The organism is Anabaena sp. EIM26 (assembly GCF_057568715.1).
The window spans coordinates 3,510,046-3,533,716 of record NZ_CM172472.1; the positions used below are offsets into that span (position 1 = coordinate 3,510,046).

The 23,671-nt window shown below is 43.3% G+C and carries 14 protein-coding genes; 6 read left to right on the top strand and 8 right to left on the bottom strand.

Features of this window, described 5'->3' with window-relative positions; translation table 11 throughout:
• Positions 1 to 5: 5 nt before the first annotated feature.
• The 5 genes from AC012T_RS15300 to rpsT all read right to left on the bottom strand — a co-directional run bounded on the left by AC012T_RS15300 (position 6) and on the right by rpsT (position 11,746).
• Positions 6 to 4,151 (bottom strand): DNA-directed RNA polymerase subunit beta', encoded by a 4,146-nt coding sequence (locus AC012T_RS15300; RefSeq protein ID WP_487059610.1) that lies wholly within the window; start codon positions 4,149 to 4,151, stop codon positions 6 to 8.
• Between the two features lie 148 nt (positions 4,152 to 4,299).
• Complete coding sequence (locus AC012T_RS15305) at positions 4,300 to 6,177, bottom strand: DNA-directed RNA polymerase subunit gamma (protein ID WP_487059612.1); 1,878 nt, start codon at positions 6,175 to 6,177, stop codon at positions 4,300 to 4,302.
• A gap of 184 nt (positions 6,178 to 6,361) precedes the next feature.
• Positions 6,362 to 9,712: a DNA-directed RNA polymerase subunit beta gene (gene rpoB, locus AC012T_RS15310; RefSeq protein ID WP_487059614.1), complete on the bottom strand. Its 3,351-nt coding sequence runs from the start codon at positions 9,710 to 9,712 to the stop codon at positions 6,362 to 6,364.
• Between the two features lie 871 nt (positions 9,713 to 10,583).
• A complete protein-coding gene (locus tag AC012T_RS15315) occupies positions 10,584 to 11,369 on the bottom strand; it encodes a TatD family hydrolase (RefSeq protein ID WP_487066611.1) in 786 nt (261 codons plus the stop codon).
• 80 nt (positions 11,370 to 11,449) lie between these two features.
• Positions 11,450 to 11,746 (bottom strand): 30S ribosomal protein S20, encoded by a 297-nt coding sequence (gene rpsT / locus AC012T_RS15320; RefSeq protein ID WP_487059616.1) that lies wholly within the window; start codon positions 11,744 to 11,746, stop codon positions 11,450 to 11,452.
• Between the two features lie 403 nt (positions 11,747 to 12,149).
• Here rpsT and hisD point away from each other — a divergent pair, with 403 nt between their 5' ends.
• Together hisD and AC012T_RS15330 are read left to right on the top strand one after the other, a co-directional pair.
• A complete protein-coding gene (gene hisD, locus AC012T_RS15325; RefSeq protein WP_487059618.1) occupies positions 12,150 to 13,475 on the top strand; it encodes a histidinol dehydrogenase in 1,326 nt (441 codons plus the stop codon).
• A 176-nt stretch (positions 13,476 to 13,651) separates the two neighbouring features.
• Complete coding sequence (locus tag AC012T_RS15330) at positions 13,652 to 14,080, top strand: universal stress protein (RefSeq protein ID WP_487059620.1); 429 nt, start codon at positions 13,652 to 13,654, stop codon at positions 14,078 to 14,080.
• 905 nt (positions 14,081 to 14,985) lie between these two features.
• On the opposite strand, the gene AC012T_RS15335 is transcribed toward AC012T_RS15330, so the two are convergent.
• Positions 14,986 to 15,372: a hypothetical protein gene (locus AC012T_RS15335; RefSeq protein ID WP_487066613.1), complete on the bottom strand. Its 387-nt coding sequence runs from the start codon at positions 15,370 to 15,372 to the stop codon at positions 14,986 to 14,988.
• A gap of 190 nt (positions 15,373 to 15,562) precedes the next feature.
• Between AC012T_RS15335 and hslO the strand changes: the two genes are divergently transcribed.
• Positions 15,563 to 16,468, top strand: a complete 906-nt coding sequence (gene hslO / locus AC012T_RS15340) for an Hsp33 family molecular chaperone HslO (RefSeq protein ID WP_487059622.1) — start codon at positions 15,563 to 15,565, stop codon at positions 16,466 to 16,468.
• A 156-nt stretch (positions 16,469 to 16,624) separates the two neighbouring features.
• Positions 16,625 to 18,694 (top strand): chromosome segregation ATPase, encoded by a 2,070-nt coding sequence (locus AC012T_RS15345; protein WP_487059624.1) that lies wholly within the window; start codon positions 16,625 to 16,627, stop codon positions 18,692 to 18,694.
• 201 nt (positions 18,695 to 18,895) lie between these two features.
• Here the strand turns inward: AC012T_RS15345 and crtD are convergent, their stop codons facing one another.
• Positions 18,896 to 20,410 carry a C-3',4' desaturase CrtD gene (crtD, locus tag AC012T_RS15350; RefSeq protein WP_487059626.1) on the bottom strand — a complete coding sequence of 505 codons (1,515 nt, stop codon included), beginning with the start codon at positions 20,408 to 20,410 and terminating at the stop codon, positions 18,896 to 18,898.
• 159 nt (positions 20,411 to 20,569) lie between these two features.
• Here crtD and AC012T_RS15355 point away from each other — a divergent pair, with 159 nt between their 5' ends.
• Positions 20,570 to 21,289, top strand: coding sequence for a hypothetical protein (locus tag AC012T_RS15355; RefSeq protein WP_487059628.1), 720 nt, complete (start codon positions 20,570 to 20,572; stop codon positions 21,287 to 21,289).
• A 139-nt stretch (positions 21,290 to 21,428) separates the two neighbouring features.
• Here AC012T_RS15355 and AC012T_RS15360 read toward each other — a convergent pair whose 3' ends face one another.
• Positions 21,429 to 21,878 (bottom strand): DUF29 domain-containing protein, encoded by a 450-nt coding sequence (locus tag AC012T_RS15360; protein WP_487059630.1) that lies wholly within the window; start codon positions 21,876 to 21,878, stop codon positions 21,429 to 21,431.
• Positions 21,879 to 22,319: 441 nt separating this feature from the next.
• On the opposite strand from AC012T_RS15360, the gene AC012T_RS15365 reads away from it, so the two are divergent.
• Positions 22,320 to 23,597: a M16 family metallopeptidase gene (locus AC012T_RS15365; RefSeq protein WP_487059632.1), complete on the top strand. Its 1,278-nt coding sequence runs from the start codon at positions 22,320 to 22,322 to the stop codon at positions 23,595 to 23,597.
• Positions 23,598 to 23,671: the final 74 nt, after the last annotated feature.

A 23,671-nucleotide genomic window follows, 5' to 3' on the forward strand; every position in this document is an offset into this window, starting at 1 on the left:
CAGTTTTAGTCTTCATCGTAATCATCATCCTCTTCTTCCTCGTAGTCGTCGTCTTCTTCTTCCTCTTCTACAAGGTCGCTGACTTCATCAGCAATCAAATCATCATCATCATCCAAAATTGACTTTTCTGCCTTTCTTCCCCCATAGCTACCATCTCCCAAAGCTGGAGCATCTAAACTATAGAGCTTGGCCGTGCGGTCATCTAACACCATATCTAACGGGTCATCAACTTCATCTAAGACGCTGTTACCCAAATCAGTCCCATAGTCTTCAACGATGGTAGTTTCTTCATAGGTGTTGTAACCAGTACCAGCAGGTATTAACCGCCCGATGATCACGTTTTCCTTCAATCCCCGCAGCCAATCAGACTTACCTTCAATAGCTGCTTCAGTTAAGACTCTGGTTGTTTCTTGGAAAGAGGCAGCAGAAATAAAGCTATCGGTGTTCAGAGATGCCTTAGTAATCCCCAACAACACAGGAGTATATTGAGCCTTAGCACCACCTGTAATGGACATTGCCTCATTAACCTGCTCAACTTGGCGCAACTCAACCAACTCACCAGGCAACATGGTAGTATCCCCACCATCATCAATCCGCACCTTATTAGTCATTTGGCGGACAATCACCTCAATGTGTTTGTCAGCAATCTCAATGCCTTGAGACTGGTACACCATCTGCACTTCGTTAACCAAAAAGCTCTGTACCTTTTGCAATGCATGACTAGCACAGGCATAGATACCATCATCAGAACCAAGACTAAAGAAAATTTCTAAAATCTCATGGGGATTAGAAGGGCCATCAGTTAGGGGTTGACCTGCCAATACCTGAACACCATCAGAAACCATTAAGTTTTGCCCAGGCCCCAGAGGATAGTCGGTGATAACGCCATTAGATTCAACAACCTTGATAGCGTAAGCTTCACGAGATGTGGTTATGCTTTCATCCCCATCTCCATAAACCACCTTCACTTCTCCTGGACGACGGCACAAAATACAGGCTTCTTTGGGTTTGCGAGCTTCTAGTAGTTCTTCAATTCTGGGCAAACCTTGGATAATATCTCCAGTTTTGGCTCTTTCAAACACCAATAACACCAAGTTGTCACCCCGTTGCACCAAGTCCCCATCTTCTATTTGCAACACCGCACCAGGACTGACGCGATAGGGACGACCTACCCGCAGAGTAAGAGTATAAGCAGAAGGTGATAGTGAAGAAGAGTCTCTGTCACCTGTTAAGAGTTCCTTGTCGCCTGCTTTTATCTCTACCACTTGTCCAGATTCGGCTGCAAACACACCAGCCGCAATTTCTGTACCTTCGACCAACAAAGTACCTTTCTTGACTTTGGGGGCAGTTTTGGTAGTCACGGTGATCATGTCACTGTCGCGCAAGACTAAACAGCGACGCACAGCCTCTGTACCTTTTCTCACGCCACGGACTATACCACCCTCTTTACACAAAATCTGTGTTCGTGCGACCACCGCACCAGGGGCAATACTTAAACCATCTTCTACTTCCAAAGTGGTTTGAGTGCTACCTTGGGTAGCATCAGCAGCAATATCACGGCGAATTACCAACGATTCCAGAATCACCAACTGCAAGCGCTGAATTTCTGGGTTGTCTGCATCAGTGATTAATTCAATGTCTGCTGCCAGAGGTGAGGCTGTGTGGTCTTGTTCACCCTCTTGCTCAATTTCTAACACCAGTTGAGTCCGCAGCAGTTCTACCCCTTCTACAGATTTGACTCGCTCGGAATCTTTATAGGGCAGTCGTTGCACTGCTCGCAACTGAATTGAGCGGCTTGTTTGCTGACTAACTGATGTGGTGGAAGGCAGGTCTGGGTTGCTAGGAACGGCAAACTCTACTACCGGACGACTCAACAGAGCGGGGCCTTCTGGAGATTCTACATACTGAATGTAGCGCAGTTCTGTGGCTACTGTGCCTTGGAATTCTTCCCCTGGTTGAATTAGGGTGTTGTCTCTCCCTAATACTGCTTCCGGGTCATCGACCATCAGCAGTTCACCTGGTTTGATCACCACTTCGCGCAAGATGTCGTTTTTCTGGGTGACTTCAATGACACCGCTGGTTTGACAGAAAATGTCTTTGACGACTTCGGTGCCGGCTTCGACAAATTGCCCATCTTCGACTAACAACAAGGATATATCTTTGTTGACTTCGTGGGTTTCTTCAGGAATCCAAAGTAGTGTGCCACCGGTGACTACTTCATAACCTAATTTGGCTTTGCCTTTTTTCTGCACTTCCACACCAGCAAACTTCAAGAAGCCTCCGGTGGTGGTACGATAACGGTCATCTATTAACTCAGCGACTACTTGCCCATTCTGGACCTTTGTGCCTGGTGTAGCTCGGAGGTTAAAGACTTGAGCAGAAGAGGCAGGGTGCAGGGGAGAATTATCCTCTTCTCCTCCTGACTCCTGACTCCTGACTCCTGACTCCTTTCCTGTATGCACTAGGTAGTTGTTGCGTCCTTGGAAACTCTGGACTGTCACCGTGGCTTGGTCTAGTACCACAGAGGCGGTGATGATTTCGATTTCTCTGGTGGCTTTGCCGGGAACTGCTTCTGGCAGTCGCACTACCCCACCATGCACAGAGGTTAATTTGGTTTCTGCTAATACACCATTGGAAGCGATCGCATCACCGTTGTTAACTACTAGTTCTGCTCCTGGTGGCAAGTTATAAACTTCACCAGAAAGAATCCAAATTAATCCCCCTCTTGATGCTGTGGTGGTGGTGTTGCCTTGTCTATCGGTTTTTTGTTCAGAAACAACATCGGCAAACTGCACCTCTCCCGCTAGGTCAGAGGCTACGTCTTTAACGGCTTTTTCTGTATTGGTACGGGTGGTTCTGCCTCCCAGGGCTACTTCTGCCAACAGTTGAGCGGCTTTGACCTGTTGACCAGGCACAATATACAGAGTTGAACCTTGGGTGATCTGAATTTCTTGGTTCTCGGCTTCACCCTTGGCTTCTAAGGTTAAAGTGCCATTGGTTTCGGCATAGAGTGCGTCTTCACCGTGACGGGTGCGATAGGGGCGGGTTTTGAGCTTGCGGGATATCTTGACTGTGCCGTCAATTTTGGATCTCACCTGTTGGGCTACTTCCCCGGTGAATACCCCCCCGGTGTGGAAAGTCCGCATGGTCAACTGGGTTCCTGGTTCACCGATACTCTGGGCGGCAATAATTCCCACTGCTTCTCCCAGGTCTACCATTTTGGCATGGGCTAAACTCCAGCCATAACAGTGTTGACACACAGAACGGGCGGCTTCGCAGGTGAGGGGCGATCGCACTATCACTTCTTTGATGTCAGCTTTTTGAATTTCTATGGCTAGGTCATCAGAGATGGGTGTGTTGCGAGTAGCAATAACTTCTCCTGTGGTGGGGTGAATGATGTCTTCTGCTACCACTCTGCCCATTAATCGGTTGCCGATGGGAATTAAAATTTTAGCGCCTTCGGTCATATCCCGGACTGGGATACCCCTAGTAGTGCCGCAGTCAAATTCCCGAATAATTACATCTTGAGATACGTCTACTAATCGTCGGGTGAGATAACCAGAGTCGGCGGTGCGGAGGGCTGTATCTACTAACCCTTTTCTGGCTCCATAAGAAGAAATAATATATTCTGTAACTGTCAGCCCTTCCCGGAAGTTGGTTTTGATGGGCAAGTCAATAATTTCCCCTTGGGGATCTGCCATTAGTCCCCGCATACCTACTAACTGCCGGACTTGGGAGATGTTGCCCCGCGCTCCCGAAAAGGCCATCATATAGACGGAGTTGAGGGGGTTGGTTTTTTTGAAGTGGGTAACAACTTCGTCTTTAAGACTTTCGCTGGTGCTGTTCCAGGTGTCGATTACCTTTTGGAACCGTTCCACTTCGGTGATTTCTCCCCGTTTAAATCGGGCTTCGGTGCTGAGAATTTCTTCTTCTGCTGCTTCTAGGAGCGATCGCTTGGAAGGTGGCACCATCAAGTCATCAACGCTAATGGATACCCCGGCTTTGGTGGCATAACGGAACCCTAGCTCTTTTAATTTATCCGCCATTACCGCTGTCCGTGCTGTCCCATGATGGGTAAATGCCCAAGAAATTAAGTTTCTCAGTTGACCCTTGTTAACGACAACGTTACGAAAAATCATTTTTTCAGTCATTGGTAATTAGTCCTTGGTCATTGGTTATTGGGAATAGGGAACTCTTAACAGAAAAGAGGAAAAGGAGTAGGGATAGGGGAACAAAGGGGATAAATAAATCTTCTCCCCTTCTTCTGTCACCTGTCACCTGTCACCTGTCACCTATCACCTAACTAGCTAAAGCTTCCTGAATTGCGTTGTTATAAATTACCCGACCAGCGGTGGTGTAGATATACTGAGAAAGTAAATTTCCTTCGGCATCTTGGCGGACACGACGGTATTTATACAGCAAAGTCCGAGTCCCATCCTCGTTAACTACGATTTCTAATGGCTCAGTATCTGGAACGCTTGTTTCCATTTCTCCGTCAAACCGCACATAAATATAGGAATGCAGGTCAACCTGATCTTGCTGATAAGCCATAATCACATCATCAAGAGAGGCAAAAAATCCACCAGCCCCTTTAGTTGCAGCGGGATTTTCTGCTGTCAGGTAATATGCCCCCAGTACCATATCTTGGCTAGGGGTGACAATTGGTTTACCTGTGGCTGGGGAAAGAATATTATTAGAAGCCAACATCAACAACCGTGCTTCTGCTTGACTTTCTAGGGATAGAGGTACGTGTACCGCCATTTGGTCGCCATCAAAGTCAGCGTTAAAAGCCGGACATACGAGAGGATGGAGTTGAATTGCCCTACCTTCTACTAAAATTGGTTCAAAAGCCTGAATCCCCAAACGGTGCAGTGTGGGAGCGCGGTTTAACATCACCGGATGCCCTTCAATCACCTCTTCCAACACATCCCACACACTGGGGTCATTGCGAGAAATCAGCTTTTTCGCTGCCTTGATGTTATTCACCATGCCGGAACGAATCAAGCGGTTGATCACAAAAGGTTGAAACAACTCAATTGCCATCTCCCTAGGCAAACCACACTGGTGAATCTTCAGCTTTGGCCCCACCACAATTACCGAACGTCCTGAATAGTCAACCCGTTTACCCAACAGGTTTTGACGGAAACGTCCTTGCTTACCTTCAATAATGTCTGACAAAGACTTGAGCGGGCGGTTATTAGCCCCCACCACAGTCCTGCCCCGACGACCATTATCAATCAAGGCATCCACTGCTTCTTGCAGCATCCGTTTTTCGTTACGGACAATAATTTCTGGAGCTAAGATTTCTTGGAGTCTAGCTAAACGGTTATTGCGATTAATGACCCGACGGTATAAATCATTTAAATCGCTAGTAGCAAATCTACCCCCATCTAGCTGTACCATAGGGCGCAAATCTGGAGGAATGACCGGAATCACAGCCATTACCATCCATTCTGGTTTAGAACCGGTGGCAATAAAGTTATCAATCACCCGCAGCCTTTTAATCAGCTTGGCTCGTTTTTGACCCTTGGCGTTGCCGATTTCTTCTCGGAGATTTTCCGCTTCTTGCTCTAAATTAATATCTGCGAGCAACCTTAAAAGCGCTTCTGCCCCAATACCTACCTCTACCCCCACCAGTTGGGAGTCTTCGCTATAAATAGCGTCTTCAATTTCTAGCCACTGGTCTTCACTCAACAGTTGTTTGTAGGTGAGGGTATCGGCATTACCAGGAGCTAAAACAACATAAGAGTTGAAATAAACAATTTGTTCTACATCCCGCAGCGGCATATCTAACAAAATAGCAATATAGCTGGGGATGCCCTTGAGATACCAAACGTGAGCAACAGGGGCAGCTAACTTAATAAAGCCCATGCGATGTCGTCGCACCCGTGACTCTGTTACCTCCACACCGCAGCGCTCACAGACAATACCTCTATGACGCACCCGTTTATATTTGCCACAATGGCATTCCCAGTCCTTAGCTGGGCCAAAAATGCGTTCGCAGAATAAACCATCCATCTCTGGCTTCAGAGTCCGGTAGTTGATAGTCTCCGGCTTGGTGACTTCACCAACTACCTGGCCATTAGGCAAAGTCCGCTCACCCCACTGACGAATACGTTCAGGGGAAGCAAGTCCGATTTTTACGTAGTCAAACTGATTAGTCTGGGCGGGTCTCATAACAATAGGTGACAGGTGATAGGTAACAGGTGACAGTAAAGAGGGAGTAAGGGAGCAGGGGAGCAGAGGAGCAGGGGAGCAGGGGAGCAGAGGAGCAGGGGGCAGAGGAGAATTATGTATTATTTACTTCTTCTCTGTCACCTGTCACCTGTCAACTGTCACCTAATCACCTGTTCCCTTCTTCCTACTCTTCTTCCAACGACTCACGAGAAAGTGACTCATAGGTGGGTCGTGGTGGGGTGCGACGGGTGGCTTGATCTGCCATTAAATCGACTTCTACATCTAAGGAACTGCCATCTGCTTGGGTTTCTACCTTGTGGACAGCAATATCTAATCCCAAAGATTGCAACTCGCGCATCAATACCTTAAAGGATTCTGGAGTTCCCGGACGGGGAATAGCTTTGCCCTTAACGATCGCATTCAGGGCTTCGTTTCTGCCTTGCATATCGTCAGATTTGACAGTTAACAATTCCTGCAAGGTGTAAGCTGCGCCAAATGCCTCCAGCGCCCACACTTCCATTTCTCCGAATCTTTGACCACCTTGTTGAGCCTTACCACCCAGAGGTTGCTGAGTCACCAAGGAGTAAGGTCCAGTCGAACGAGCGTGGATTTTGTCATCGACCAAATGCACCAGTTTCAACATATAAGCCACACCAATGGTAATTGGGCGGTCAAAAGGTTCCCCTGTGCGTCCGTCATAGACCATGATTTTGCCAGGATCATCGGGGTTATAGACCCAGTTTTTCCCAGTTTCGTCCCTAGCTTCTTGGAGTTTGCCATGAACAATGCGGCGGGAAGATTCTTCCCCATACATTTCGTCAAAGGGAGTAATTTTGAATCTCACTCCCAAATTTTGACCAGCCCAACCTAACAAACACTCAAACACCTGACCGACATTCATCCGGCTAGGTACACCCAAGGGATTGAGGACTATATCGACTGGCGAACCATCAGGTAAATAGGGCATATCTTCCGCTGGCAAAATCCGGGAAATAATCCCCTTGTTGCCATGCCTACCTGCCATTTTGTCGCCGACTTGGATCTTGCGTTTTTGGGCTACATACACCCGCACCACCATATTTGCCCCTGGTGGCAGTTCATCACCTTGTTCTCTGGTGAACAGCCGCACATCAACCACACGCCCTTTTTCACCATTGGGAACTCTCAGAGAGTTGTCGCGCACGTCGCGGGCTTTTTCACCGAAGATCGCCCGTAACAGTTTTTCTTCTGGGGGTTGGTCAGATTCTCCCTTCGGGGTAACTTTGCCCACCAAGATATCCCCAGCTTCTACCCAAGCCCCAATGCGGATAATACCCTGCTCATCTAATTGTCTGAGGGCATCTTCCCCCACGTTGGGAATTTCTCTAGTGATTTCTTCTGGGCCAAGTTTGGTTTGTCTAGCTTCAATTTCATATTTTTCAATGTGAATTGAGGTATAGACATCATCCTGTACCAACCGCTCAGAAATCAAAATCGCGTCTTCATAGTTGTAGCCTTCCCAAGGCATATAGGCGACAACAATGTTTTGTCCTAGTGCTAACTCTCCCCCTTCAGTGGAAGAACCATCTGCTAACACTTGTCCCGCCACAACTTTTTCCCCAATGCGGACTAGGGGCTTTTGGTTAAGACAGGTATCTTGGTTAGAGCGTTGATATTTGGAAAGATAATATGTAACTTCTTGGGGTTTGCCTGTTGGCGACTCTTTGCTAACAGCTGGTAACTGGCTTGGTGCTGTTGTTTGTTCTCTGACTCTGACGCGAATTTCTGCCGCATCTACATACACAACATCCCCATCAGTCCGAGAAACTATCACCATCCCAGAGTCTCTAGCGCCTTGAGCTTCTAAGCCTGTGCCGACTAGGGGGCGTTCTGGTTTCAGTAGGGGAACTGCTTGACGTTGCATATTGGAACCCATCAGCGCCCGGTTTGCGTCGTCATGTTCCAAAAATGGAATCATGCTTGTAGCTACCGATACAATCTGTACTGGTGATACTGCTACATAATCAACTTGTTCTGGTGTGGTTGTCGCCCAATCTTGGCGATAGCGGACTGGAACTTGAGGACCTTTGATGTAGCCATTTTCATCTACGGGAATGTCACCTGTAGCTGTCCGCAGGTCGTCTTCTTCATCGGCGGTCATGTACACTGGTTGCACATCAAACCGCACTTTGCCATTTTCTACTGGTCTAAAAGGGGTTTCTAAAAAGCCATATAAGTTAACACGGGCATGGGTAGCCAAGGAGCCAATTAATCCGGCGTTGGGTCCTTCTGGGGTTTCGATGGGGCAGATCCGTCCGTAGTGGCTGGGGTGGATATCTCGCACGGCGAATCCTGCCCGTTCTCTTGTCAGACCACCTGGTCCTAATGCGCTCAGACGGCGTTTGTGGGTCAGTTCGGCCAGGGGATTGGTTTGATCCATGAACTGACTAAGTTGGCTGGAACCAAAGAATTCTTTGATTGCTGCTACTAGTGGTTTGGGGTTAACCAAGGATGCTGGTGTTAAAACTTCGGCATCAGATACGGTCATCCGTTCCCGAATGATTCGCTCTAGGCGATTTAATCCGACTCTGACTTGGTTTTGCAGTAATTCACCAACACTTCTAACTCGGCGATTTCCGAGGTGATCGATGTCATCAATACTACCGATGTCATATTCTAGGTTGATAAGGTAATCTACTGCGGCGAGGATGTCTCCAGGGGTGAGGACACGCATGGTGTCGGGGACTGAGAGACGTAATTTTTTGTTGAGTTTATAACGTCCTACACGACCCAAATCATAACGTTTGGGGTCGAAGAAGCGGGAATCTAAAAGTTGTTGTCCGCCTAATACTGTTGGTGGTTCACCTGGACGTAGTTTGCGGTATAACTCCATCAGGGCTTCTTCTTCAGAAAATTGCCCTTCTTTTTCGATGGTTTTTTGGAAGTACTCTGGGTGACGTAGGGCATCAAAGATTTCGTTGTCTGATAATCCTAATGCTTTGAGAAGTACTTGGGCTGAGAGTTTGCGGGTTTTGTCGATGCGTACCCAAACTAAGTCGTTACGGTCTGTTTCAAATTTCAGCCACGCCCCCCGGTTAGGGATTAAGCTGGCAGAATAAGTCCGTCTTCCGTTTTTATCAATTTCTGATTTGTAGTAAACTCCAGGCGATCGCACTATTTGGTTGACGATGACCCGTTCGGCTCCGTTAATAATAAACGTACCCCGATCCGTCATCAACGGCAGATCACCTATAAATACTTCTTGTTCTTTAATATCCCCTGTTTCTTTATTTAAAAGCCGTGTGGGTACGTACATTTGGACTGCATAAGTGCTATCCCGCCGTTTAGATTCTTCGACGCTGTACTTAGGTTCTTTAAGTTTGTAGTTATTACCTAAAAAGTGCAGTTCTAGTTTGCCGGTGTAGTCTGTAATTGGACTAAAGGAGTTCAACTCTTCTATTAGCCCTTCTTCTAAAAACCAGCGAAAGCTTGAACGCTGGATTTCAATTAAGTCGGGTAACAGAAAGGCGGGTCCCATATATGTTTCGTTAGTCATGCCTCTACCTTTGTCAACCTGGTTAAACTTTCCCTTGAACACTGCTATGATTATGTTCCCGACTCAAGCGCCCTTGTATACAAGTTGCGAGGAAACTCCTTCTTAAACTACCTGCTGTTAACAGGTAAAAAAGCTATCCGCAGCAATTAAATCTGGAATGGGTGCTTTTGACAAGGGGGTAATCTCCCTTGTGGAGAAGCAAGGGTTGCTAAAATCCATTTAGGAGATTTACTCAACCAGAACAGATTGTTGATATCTTGCTGAGGTTTATTTTGTATCCTCACTTCGCCTCCAGAACAGTGCCTTCATTAATCTATGCACATTCACACTGTTGTATCTTTAAAAGAATTTATCTATACTCACAGTGAGAACCCAAAATTGAAGAATCCGCGAGAGTCGTCCCTGAATCAGGATGGATTTATATTGCTGAGTTTTAGTCACAAGGCGCTTTATGTTTAACAATTTTGTATAGGTTCAATTCACAGCAGATCCGCTGTTGTGCAAAAGTCCATATCAACCTAGTCTGCCAGGATTTGTTATCTATTGAGAGCATCTTCTTGTAGAGATAGTTTTAGATGTCCGTGAAATTTTGGTTTTTATATTTACAAATCCCTAATCAGCCCAGTATAGATTTTATACCCGCCTGAAATTAAGTGGCTTTCAGCAGTTATAAATTCCTTCCTTTATCATTATTATGGCGCAAGTAAAATGTTTTGGAGGGAATAATATTAGCACACTTTTGTCCTCCTTGAGTCTTATTTTTTTAAATTAATACAATTGGTCAAGGAAATGCCTATAAAAGCAGGTACAAAAAAGTGCTTTACTTTGATGGTTAGCCAGATCATGGTAATTCACCTTTATGGTTTGCTCTTTATAATGCCAGTCCAAATAATTTACAAGCATTTTGGGTGGTTTGATGGGCTATGGCTTCTATAGTTTCCCCGCGCAACTGGGCTAATTTTTCTGCTACATAAAAGACATAAGCAGGTTCGTTGCGTTTTTCTCCTCGTTTGGGTACGGGGGCTAGGAAGGGGCAATCTGTTTCAATTAGTAGGCGGTCACTATTTACTATAGCAGCCGATGCTTGTATAGTTTGCGCGTTTTTAAAGGTCACTGTCCCACTAAAGCTAATGTAGAAGCCTAAATCAAGAAACCATTGGGTTTCTTCTGGTGTTCCACCCCAACAATGCATGACACCCCGTGCTTTTTCTCCTTGACTCTCCCGCCATTTTTGCAAGACTGCTCTTACCTGTGGTGCAGCATCTCGACAATGGATGATCACTGGTAGATTCAGTTCAGATGCGATCGCTAACTGAGACTCAAATACTATTTGCTGGTTGTCATAGTCTTGGGCTTTATAAAAATCTAACCCCATTTCCCCAATTGCTACTACTTTGGCATCTGAACTGGCTAGAGTTTTAATTTTCTCGGCTGTTTCATGATTCCATTTAGCCGCATCTAGGGGATGTAAGCCAACTGCAAAACTGAGTTCAGGAAATTCCTGGGCTAGGGCTTGAATGCTGGCAAATTCTTCTGGGTGAACGCAGGAATGTACCAAACGCACTACTCCTGATTTTTGCCAGTGCGATCGCACTGTTGCTAAATCTGGCTGAAATAGGTCAAAGTTGAGATGAACATGGGTATCTATTAGCTGCATGGGTTGCTCAGGAGTCATTGATGGGAATTTATTAGGTCATTAATCTATTAGCTTTAAAACTAATGACTAATGACTAATGACTACTGTGCAGTTTGAGTCAGTGGTTTGAGTTTCTGCGCTAATCTTGATTTTTTCCTGGCTCCGTTGTTGGGATGCAACACCCCACGCTTCACGGCTTTATCAATTTTGCTGTAAACCTCTGACATCTGAGTATCTACTGCTTGTTTTGATTCTGGAGTAGGAGCAGCTTTATAGGCTTCAACAGCACTAATGTACTTCTTCATCAGCGTTTTTACAGCCGATTTATATGCTTTGTTACGCAGTCGGTTGCGTTCTCCAATTTGGGCACGCTTGAGAGCAGATTTTGTATTCGCCACAGTCAATTCCAAAAAAACTATTAATTAATATGTACACACACTACTAGACTTACTAATATAGCATCCAAATTGCCAATGTTATAATTTCTGCAAAAAATAAGTTGCAGAAAATTCAGGCAATAGCAAACAGGAGAACAAGAATCACTATCCAGTCGTCCCCTATCACCCCTGTGATATTGGGAAATACCTATGCTCAGGATATGTTTTCACATGGGGAAATAGGTTAAGATAGGGTACTAAAATTAATAACCCCAGGGAAAAAAGGAAACGGCAATCCTGGGAGTATCAAAAAAATCCAGGTTAAGCTAGAGAAGAGAGTTAGGGAAAGCTTGATCTCCTAGTGAGCAAAAGCAAAACTAATTCTCAAGCGGGAACATTCTAATTTTGGCATTGTCCTTATTCCATGCTGCGAATTATTACTCAGCAGGCAGACGTTAGAGCCGAACTACAACGTATCTGCGAACGTCTCCAACGCGCCGAAGGCGAACGCACCCAGGATGAACAATTGCTTCACAAAGAAGCAACAGTGAGGGAAGTTTTGCAAGCAGTCAAGCGTCAAGGCGATAAAGCTGTATTGCATTATACTTCAGAATTTGACCACCAAACCTTGCAGCCAGAAGAACTACGGGTGACAGGTTCAGAACTGGATGCAGCGTACCAACAGGTATCAAAGGATTTGTTGGCAGCTATTCAACTGGCTTGTCGCCAAATTGAAGAGTTTCACCGACAGCGAGTACCAAAAAGCTGGGTACACTTTGGCGAGGATGAAATAGTACTTGGTAAACGTTATACCCCTGTAGATCGGGCCGGTTTATACGTCCCAGGTGGTCGCGCTTCCTATCCCAGTACGGTGCTGATGAATGCGATTCCAGCCAAAGTGGCAGGTGTCCCCCGTGTAGTGATGGTAACACCAACACGAGGAGAAAAAACGATTAATTCCGCAGTTTTAGTAGCTGCACAAGAGGCGGGAGTACAAGAAATTTATCGCATTGGGGGCGCTCAAGCGATCGCAGCTTTAGCCTACGGTACAGAAACAATTCCGAAAGTGAATGTGATTACTGGACCAGGAAACATCTATGTCACCTTAGCCAAAAAATTAGTTTATGGAACAGTAGGAATTGATTCATTAGCAGGGCCCAGCGAAGTGCTGATTATTGCCGATGAAACAGCTAATCCTGCACACGTGGCAGCGGATATGTTAGCTCAAGCAGAACATGATCCAATGGCAGCGGCGGTTTTGTTGACAACAGATGCTGGTTTGGCGAAAAAAGTCCAAGTAGCCGTAGACAGACAATTAGTAGATCACCCACGACGGATAGACACAGAAAAAGCGATCGCTCATTACGGCTTAATAGTCGTTGTCGAATCTCTCACCGCAGCGGCAGAACTCTCAAATGAATTTGCTCCTGAACACCTGGAATTAGAAGTTAAAGACCCTTGGGCTTTGATTTCTCAGATTCGCCATGCTGGGGCTATTTTCCTGGGTTATTCAACACCAGAAGCTGTAGGTGACTATTTAGCAGGGCCGAACCATACCTTACCAACTTCCGGTGCAGCCCGTTATGCTTCTGCCTTAGGTGTAGAAACTTTTCTCAAACACTCTAGTATTATTCAATACTCACCAACTGCACTACACAAAGTAGCTGGTGCAATTGACGCACTAGCAAACGCTGAAGGTTTACCTTCCCACGCTGATTCAGTACGACGGCGAGTTAAGGAAAATGAGTAATTTAGTAATGCTTAACCTTGACTGAATACGGTTGACACGAGCTACTCCTTAGTTGAAGATAGTAAGTTTGTAACTTTAATAAACTAAAGTTTACATTTGGGAAATTATTGGTGTTAGCACCAATAAAAATCCCTATGTGACGATTTAAGGGGTCTACTTTTGAGGAAACAAAAGCGGTGTTAAAAACTATTTTAGTAGCTCTGGATGGCTCGGAAATTGCCGAACGAGTAATTCAAGCTTTAGGTGATTTGGTCTTGTCATCAAACACCAAAGTCATTTTTTGTCATGTATTTCCCACACCAGAGTCAGAAATAGAATTACCCGCTGATCGTCCTCACCCTGAGTCACCAAAGTTTTCTTATTTCCAAATTGAAAAGCAGCTGCAATCCTATCAAGAAAAATTATCATCTGAAAGTGAATTAGAACTGGTAACTGGTGATCCTGCTGACGAAATTGTGCGACTAGCCAATATTTACAAAGCCGACTTAGTTGTAATTGGTAGTCGTGGATTAACGGGGATGAAAAGAATTGTCCAAGGTTCTGTTAGTACTCAGGTCATGGAAGAGGCTAATTGTTCGGTATTAGTGGTGAAACCCGGTAAGTAATTTGTAATTAAGAATGTACTAGGGGTTTAGCATTGCTAAACCCTTACATTTTGTGAATCAATAGCAGATTAATTACATCATTACAACTTTTGTTAGCACAATATAATGCGATATGATGCAATTTTAATACAGAATTTAAAAAAGCTAAACAATACCAAGATGTAACTGCATATCTATGACAATCTGTATTTTTAGCAATTAATATAACTTCTTTAAAGTAGTTAATTGCTTCTACGATTTCCCACAAATCAATTTTACAAAGACCTGTATTAAATCAAGCTTAGTAATCCAGGCTCAATACCATAAAATATATTATTTGTCAATCTTGCATTTCTAAGCCGCAAATAGCAGCATCAAATTTTTGTAATTCTACCGTCAGGAATTTTTGATAATTCACTTGATTTTTTTACTATTTTCAGTTTTGCTAGTTCTGAAACACCCATAAATAAAGGCTTTTAATTTTTTGCTTTCACAGCCAGCTTAAAAATAGACATAACAAGGGATTATACAAATTCTCTTAAATCCTAGCAGATCGCTGAAAGTATTGCAATAGCGTTAATAAATAAAAATAATTCTCAATTAATTATTAAGAAAATATAAAGAGAAAAACTCTAAAAGTTATAAAATCATAAACTATTTTGATTTTTACATAACTGAAATTTATCTAAAACCAAGAGAGTGCGATTGGCTTCGCCAGTGCCATAGGCGATCGCATACAATAGCTATCTATTCTGAAGATATTCATCAAAAAGAATTTATTCGCTTTTAATTTAGAACTGATAACCAAAATTGTGATTTCTCACTGAGTCAGGTTGAAAAATCTGTTGATTTCTCAACCCACCCTACAAAAAACTTCGCCTTTAACTCTCTGTGCGTGCTTCTGGGTGAGCATCAAGAAACCCTTTCTAACCTCGTTGATTTCTTAAGAACTCACGTAAACTCAACAAGCTCATAGTTTGAGCCAACTTCACGGGCAGAATTGACACGCCTTCCAAGCGGGATTGTACCCAACCTTCCCCCCAATACCATTCGTGAAAACCATCAATACCATTACTCAGTAGCAAACGCAGACAATTAGGTTTGACGACATCGACTTGATGATGTATTTGGACTGGCCCAGTGGAAGTAGTAAACTGAAATCCGGTTTGCAGTTCTTCTGGCATTCCGGGTGAAAAACTTTGTCCTAATAGCCATTTTTCTAGCTGTGCTGGACGCAATAGACTATCGTGAATGGCAGTAGCTGATGCTTCAATTTCGATTCGCAGTTGGCTTTGTTGAAAAGTGCCTAGCATGGTGATTGGTGATTGGTAATTGGTGATGGGTGTTGGCGGTAGCCTGCCGTTAGGCATATGGTGATTGGTGGTAGGAGAAAGATAAATATTCCCCTATTTTTCCTAGTCTCCAGTTCCTAGTTCCTAGTCCCCAGTCCCCAGAGAACTTACAATAGAAAAGTCATCTTGTTAAGAATTGTAAGGGTTTTTCATGGCGGATCAATTAATTCGGGCTACAGCGGCTGATGGGGGTATTCGGGCGGTTGGTGTGATTACCACACGCTTAACTGAGGAAGCGCGAGTACGTCATAAACTTTCTTATGTGGCTACAGCCGCATTGGGAAGAACGATGTCAGCAGGATTGTTAATGGCTTCTAGTATGAAGCGTGTCGGGTCTAGGGTCAATGTGCGAGTTAAGGGCGATGGGCCTTTAGGTGGTATATTGGTAGATGCAGGCTTGGATGGCACGGTACGGGGCTATGTCCAGAACCCATCGGTGGAATTGCCTCCTAATGCTAAAGGTAAGCTCGACGTTGGTGGTGCAGTAGGCAGTGGTTACTTGTATGTTGTTCGAGATATTGGCTATGGTTATCCATACTCTAGTACAGTCGAACTTGTTTCTGGGGAAATTGGTGATGATGTCGCCCATTACCTCGTAAATTCAGAACAAACACCTTCAGCTTTGGTTTTAGGCGTATTCGTTGGTTCCGGTGGTGTTACAGCCTCTGGAGGGATACTATTACAAGTGTTGCCTAAAGCGGCAAGAGATGAAGCCTTGGTTACTACTTTAGAATCAAGAGTATCTGCATTATCAGGGTTTACGCCATTATTGCAAGCTGGAAAGACGCTGACTGAAATTTTTGGTGATTTGCTAGGAGATATGGGTCTGACAATTTTTCCTGAAAGTCAGATGTTGCGCTTCCATTGTCGTTGCTCCTTTGAACGGGTGTTAGGAGCGTTGAAAATGCTGGGGGAAGCAGAATTGCAAGATATGATTCTTAAAGATGAAGGTGCAGAAGCAACTTGTGATTTTTGTGGCAATGTTTATCAAGCAAGTAGTGATAATCTAGCACAACTAATTGCTGATTTACAGCAGGAAGTTTCTGCCGCTGAATAAGTATGAAATAATACTAAAACCCCAAAATATAAATGTTATCTGTGGAGATAGAAGATGAAAAAAATAGCTTTTTAATGATGAGAAAGGAAGTTACTATAGCAAAAATAGAATTATCAGTCTGAGAATGGCTGCTATTCAACTACTTTGGTGTGAGAGATGACAGATCGGGATATTTCAGATAGTTGGTCTCCTGCCAGAGCCAGAAAGCCAGATCAAAATACAAGATTATCCCGAACTCCAGATGTCGGGACTACTCAATCATCTGGTGTCCTAGCTACTGGTTCTAACTTTAAATCAGTGACGCAACAACAAGAAAGCAATAAAGAAGGATTACCTATAGATAATCATCCAGAGCTAAATTTAAAGCTCAGTTATATTACTGAGAGAATACCACACTGGATGAAAAATTGGGTGCTGTGGTCAATATTATTAACGTTGATTCCCAGCACTATAGGATTTATATCAATGTCGATGCTGCTTAAATTACCATCAGCACCGAATTGCCCAGAAATTTTTTGGCCTTTGGCTAGTGCTTCGGTAAGGTTGCACTGCGCTCAGTTGGCAGCTTCTAAGCAGACTATAAACGACTTATTGCAAGCGATCGCACTGGTAAAGGAACTGCCAAAAAATCATCCCCTCAGAGGACAAATTAATGGTTTGTTAGAGGGGTGGTCACGGGATATTTTACAGTTAGCTGACCAGAGTTTTCAAGCTGGAAATTTAGAAGAAGCGATCGCAACTGCTCGCCAAATTCCTGAAGACTTAGAAGTACGTAAACTGGTAGAAGAACAAATTGGTAAATGGCAGTCTATCTGGTCAAAGGCAGAAGAGACTTACCAAGAATCGGAAAAGGAACTGCGGCAAAGGAATTGGCAATCAGCTTTTATGCTGTCATCTAAACTCCTACGCGTCAACAATAAATATTGGTCTACTACCAAATATGACCAATTAAATCGCATCATTGTGACAGCGAGAGAAGATGGCGACAAGCTCTATAAAGCTGAGAGCATAGCAAAAAGCCGCTCGGTAGATCAACTACTTGAGGCGATTAAACTCGCTGAATCGATTAAGTCAGACAGCTATTTGCATCAAAAAGCTCAGGAGTTGATTCCTGAATTTGGGCGCAAGATGTTGCAATTGGCACAAGCCAAAATGGACAGACGGGATGCCGATACAGCATTAGAAATTGTCAGACAAATTCCGCCAATTACTTCATTACAGACAGAAATAGATGATTTTGTGGTTTTGGGTGAAGCACAAAGGAATGCTTGGGTAGGTACAGTTGCTGGTTTAGAGGCAGCTATTTACCAAGCCCAACAAATTGATGCTTCTAGGGAAGTATATGGTAAAGCCCAACAACTGATTGCTCGTTGGCAATTAGAAATTGAAGATGTTGCTCGTTTGGAAAAAGCGCGAAATTTAGCTAGTCAAGGCACAATTAACGATTTAACGGCAGCAATTTCAGAAGTGCAGCTGATTCCCGATAATAACCCCCGCTCTCAAGAAGCGAGGCAAGAAATAGGACGGTGGCGTAGCAAAGTGGAGTCTATTGAAGACCAACCTTTTTTAGATCGTGCTGAACAGATAGCTCTATTGGAGGATATTAACTCATTACAAGCAGCGATCGCAGAGGCAGGTCAAATTCGATCTGGTCGTTCCCTACATCCAGAAGCACGGAAAAAAATCAGCACTTGGACGGCTAAAATTCAGCGAATTCAAGATCAACCTTATCTAGATCAAGCACGCATCATCGCTGATAGTGGTGATTTAACTGCTGCTGTGAGGGAAGCTCAAAAAATTGCCTCATCAGGACGAGCGCTGGCAGGAGAAGCACAAACAGCCGTTGATAGTTGGCAAGAGCAAATCCGTGCCAGAGAAAACTGGAAGAAAGCCAGAGAAGTCGCTATTACTGGCACACCAGAAGCTTTAGCCGAGGCGATCAAGTTAGCTAATCGGGTATCAAATCGTAACGTCTTACGTATGGATGCGAACCTGGCTATTGATCAATGGAGTCAACAGTTATTACAAATGGCGCGTTCTCAAAGCGAGTTTGATGTTGCTAAAAGTATAGAGACAGCTAGGTTGATTCCACAAGGTAGTTCTGCTTACAGAGATGCCCAACAACAAATCAGGACTTGGCGACAATTTATTCTTCCCAAGTCATCATCTGAACCATCACCGGAAATTCAGCAATCTCAGCCATCACCAATTAGTGATGGGTTGTAATCGGTAATTAGAAATTGGTAATTGGGGACTGTGTGAAATCAGCCCCTTTTTTATTTAAAAAAAATCATTTAGTACTAATTTAACCCAAGTGCGGAAAGCACGAGTTGCCGCAACTTGTCCAATCTTTTTACTTCATTTGGCTTCTAATGCTGCTACTCTCTCTTCTCTGTGCCTCTGCGCCTCTGCGTGCAAAAAAGAATCTTAACCTTGAGATTGAATTTGTCTAACTACCGTCAAAGCTGAATAACTCACCCCCGCAGTTCCTTCCCCTGGATGAGTAGAATCACCAACTAACCACAAATTATTAATAGGTGTACGATTAGCAAAACCAAAAGGGCCAAAAGTGGGGATTCTTTGACCAATACCACCAACAATACCGCGTTCTCTTCCGGTAAAATGAGCAAAGGTTCGAGGTGTTGCTGCTTCTACGTGAATGATAGTTTCTGGCTTCAAATAGAAATATTGTGAAAGTTTGGAAATTGCATCTTGGGTAAATTTTTGTTTTAGCCCTTCGTAATCTTTAGTCTGCCACCAAGGAGTAAAATCAACAAAGGAAGAAGCGATAATTGTGGCTTTTCCGGCTGGTGCGCGGCCATCTCCCTCATGACTCACAGATACAAACAGAGAATTATTCTCACCAATCGATCCATTAGCATCATATAAAAATTGTAGATGAGGTGGACAATCAGCAGGAATTGCGCTGGCATCTACACCCAAATAAATAACAAATGCACCGGAAGCTGGGGGGAGTTTTTCTACTCTTTGTTGATAACCAGATGGGGCATTTTCTGCCAATAACTCTACTAAATTCTGGACTGTGACGTTAGCAACTACATGATCTGCGGTTTCTGTCCAAGTTTCCCCGGTTTTCTGGTTTCTGATAACTACGGCGTTAGCTTTGCCATTTTCAACGTTGATTTTTTCGACGGTGTGGCGCATTAATAACTTACCACCGTCTCGTTCTAAGGCAAATAGTAAGCGATCGCTCAAAACTTGCATACTACCTTGGAGGTGAAACAATCCCTGGGGTAGTTGGGAAACACTCAAAGCTGTTGCCGCATAAAGCAAAGCTGTTTCTTCCGCACTAACCTGAGAATATAACTTGAGTTGTAAATCCAAAAACGTCCTCAGTCGGTAATCATTCCCTAAACCACATAACCGTAAAGCATCCCCCACAGTAAACAAAGTAAAAGGTGCAGTTATAAAAGTACTCGGACGCACCGCTTGTATTAATTGTCCTAAATCCCATAAATTACGCGGTGGTAAAACCGGATCACGTCCTTGAAATTCCCAACTAGCATCAAATAAAGTTGCTAATAATTGCCAAAAATGTTCACTCCCAGGAAACTGTTTTTGGCGTTCTTCCTGCCATTTTTGAGAATCACGCCAGACATTAATCGGTGTAGACTCCCCAGGGAGATAAACCGCACAAGCAGGGTCACAAGGCGTTGCTTCTGGTAACTCAATTCCCAATTCTGAGAAAATGCGGTGATGAATTCCCCCAGGTTCTAACCCTGCAACTTGAGTTGCACCAACATCAAAGGTAAAGCCTTGACGTTTAAAAGTGGAAGCACAACCACCTGGAACTAAAGCCTGGTCGAGAATTAAGACGTTGTAACCTCTATGTGCTAATAATGCACCGGCTGTAAGTCCACCTATACCTGCACCGATAACGATGATGCGGGATTGATTTTTATTAAGGGAAAGACTAGGCATTGATACTTAATTTTACAATTCTTAATATTACTACTCATAATTTTAAATTAAATTGGGCGTGGAAAAGGGGGAAGTGAGGAAAATCAATTTTAGGAAACGCTATATTTGTACTTATGTTTGGTTATACAGTATTGGTACTGTCAAAAAATACATAGGTTTATGAGCAAAGATTTTGAAATTCAAGAATTTGCGATCGCTATTACCGCCAAAAATCTTAATCCCACCGTCCTCACACCCGATTTCTTGAAATATACAGGCATTATCCCCGCAGATTGGGAGTTAGCAAAACAGCCAGTTTACGCAAATGGTGTAGTCCAGCTTTTTTTTAACAGTGGTTTAGGAATCGTAGCCCAGCCCAATAGTGTGAGCATATTAGAGAGCATAATCACAAAACCAATTGCAGAAATACAAGTACCAAAAGTTACTTTAAACCTAATAGAAAAACTATCCCAAGTAGAGTATCAGCGAGTAGGAATTAACCCCAGAGGATTTGTCACCTTTAACTCAGATGCCGATGCCTATGAATACATATGCAGTAAACTTTTATCACCTGGTTCATGGCAGGAGTTTGGCGGAGGAAAAGTAAATGCTGCCTTACAGTTAACTTATCCTTTGAAACGGGGAACACTAAACCTAGGCATCAATCAAGTAAATGTCCAATTTCCTGATAAACAAGCATCAGCAATCTTATTTTCAGGTAACTTTAATTACCCCTTGTTAGGAAATATTCCCGCAGAAAAACTGCAAGACTTGCAAAATATAATTCAGAATTGGCAAGATTCATTAAAAACTTTCCAACAATTATTGGCAGAGAAATTTCTACCCTCATCTGAATCACCAAGAAGTATTTCTGTTTTTCCACCAATGGCAAAAAGTTGATGAAAATTTAGTAATAGAAGTGGTCTAATTTTTCTAGGGTAGGCATCCTTGGATTGAGTTCGTCGAAGTCGTGCCTACCCAAAAAAATAATCAAATTTAAAACGAGAATAATTTTATGTAAAATGTCAGTAATTAGATTTTATTCAATCAAATAATCATCAACATTAATATCCAAAACATCAGACTTGGTAAAGGGATATGATTCAGGAAAAGTAGTTAAAGGAAGTTGAGTTTCAACAGTCGCAGCTTTACAAGCTTCATGATAACATTCATTAAATACAGCATCGAAGTAAGGCTTCAGACTAGGACTATTTTTAAAGGCTTTATTTAGTCTGCGAGAGTTTTCAATAATGGTATAAGACCAACTGGGAGAGCGTTTTTTTATCTGATAATGCCACTTAAGTAAATGTTGAATTACCCGAATTAGATTACTTTCTAAAGCATCTTTTTCTTTGCGACTCATCCCTTCAATTTCTTCAAGTAAATTTTCGATATCTAATTGGTCTAGTTTTCCTTTTTTCAGGAGAATTGCAGTTTCTTCTAACCAGACGTGAGTTCGACATAAGATAATTTGTGGAAAACTCGCCACAAGTAGGAGTCTCAAACCCTTACTCTCTCGCTCTTAAAAATCATAACTCCGTTCGCGTAGCGTCTCCGCAGGAGAAACTCCTAACACCGAACTCACGTTAACCAGAGATTAAAGTCGGTTTCATACAGGGTCTTTACAGTTATCATGGTGTCAATACTCCTTTTTTTGAAGTTAGTATTCCTGCTTTGTTGTTCTCAGAAAGTTCTTATAATCGAGATGATAAATCTGCGGTGAAGCTTATTTTTAGTAGTTTTAGTAGTTTTAGTATTTTTTATATTATAACATATAAACAATTATTATTAGTTAAGTATAAGCACTATATACTCACTTTTATTTCTGTGATATTTTAAATGTTTGAATTGAAACGTCTCTACAAGGTTTACAGCATTAAGAGGGTTGTAAGATATAAGAAGTAACCTAGCCTTTCACTCACCACTACCAATGACATCAACATTGCTACAATTTCCTCGCCTAAATGCTCCAAAGCTACACCATTTACCTAATGGTTTAACTATCATCGCCGAGCAAATGCCGGTAGAAGCGGTTAACCTCAGCTTATGGGTAAAAATTGGTTCCGCTGTAGAATCAGATCCTATTAACGGTATGGCTCATTTTTTAGAGCATATGATTTTTAAGGGAACACAGCAATTGGTAAGTGGCGAGTTTGAAAGGCGAATTGAAGAACGGGGTGCGGTGACTAATGCGGCTACGAGCCAAGACTATACACATTACTATATAAATAGTGCGCCTCAAGATTTTGCAGAATTAGCACCACTACAAATGGATGTGGTATTTAATGCTAGTATTCCTGATGATGCCTTTGAACGGGAACGTTTGGTAGTTCTGGAAGAAATTAGACGTTCGGAGGATAATCCCCGTCGGCGGATTTTTCGCCGAATCATGGAAACTGCTTTTGATTCCCTACCCTACCGTCGTCCGGTACTAGGGCCAGAAGATGTGATTTCTCAACTAAAACCACAGCAAATGCGGGATTTCCATACTCATTGGTATCAACCGCAGTCAGTTACTGCTGTAGCTGTGGGTAATTTACCTGTGGAGGAATTAGTAGAGATTGTGGCTGAAGGCTTGATCAAAAATAATCCGCAGTCAATAGCTAACAGTCAAAAGTCAACAGTTGTTCCTGAACCAGCGTTTACAGAAATTGTCAGACAAGAATTTATTGATGAAACTCTCCAGCAAGCAAGGTTGGTGATGATTTGGCGAGTTCCTGGGTTAATGGAACTAAATCAAACTTATGCACTGGATGTTTTGGCAGGAATTTTAGGACATGGACGGACATCAAGATTGGTTTATGATTTACGGGAAGAAAGAGGATTGGTGAGTACAATTTCTGTGAGCAATATGAGCCATTTGTTACAAGGTGCATTTTCTGTTTCGGCTAAGTGTGAAGTTGAAGATTTAGCCGCAGTAGAGGAAGCGATCGCACAACATCTGCGAAAATTACAAACAGAATTCGTAAAAGAGTCGGAAATTGACCGTGTACGGCGACGTGTGGCCAATAGATTTGTGTTTGGAAATGAAACTCCAAGCGATCGCGCCGGCTTATATGGTTATTATCAATCTTTAATTGGCGATTTAGAACCAGCATTTAATTATCCAGATTATATTCAAGCCCAGAACGCAACAGACTTGATGCAAGCCGCAACAGACTTTCTTTCCCCAGATGCTTATGGTGTAGTTGTCATCAAACCAGCGTAGGGGCAAGTTTTCCCCACTTCATGATCTCTTCTTAACAACTGAAAAATAAGGGCGAATCACAATTCGCCCCCATA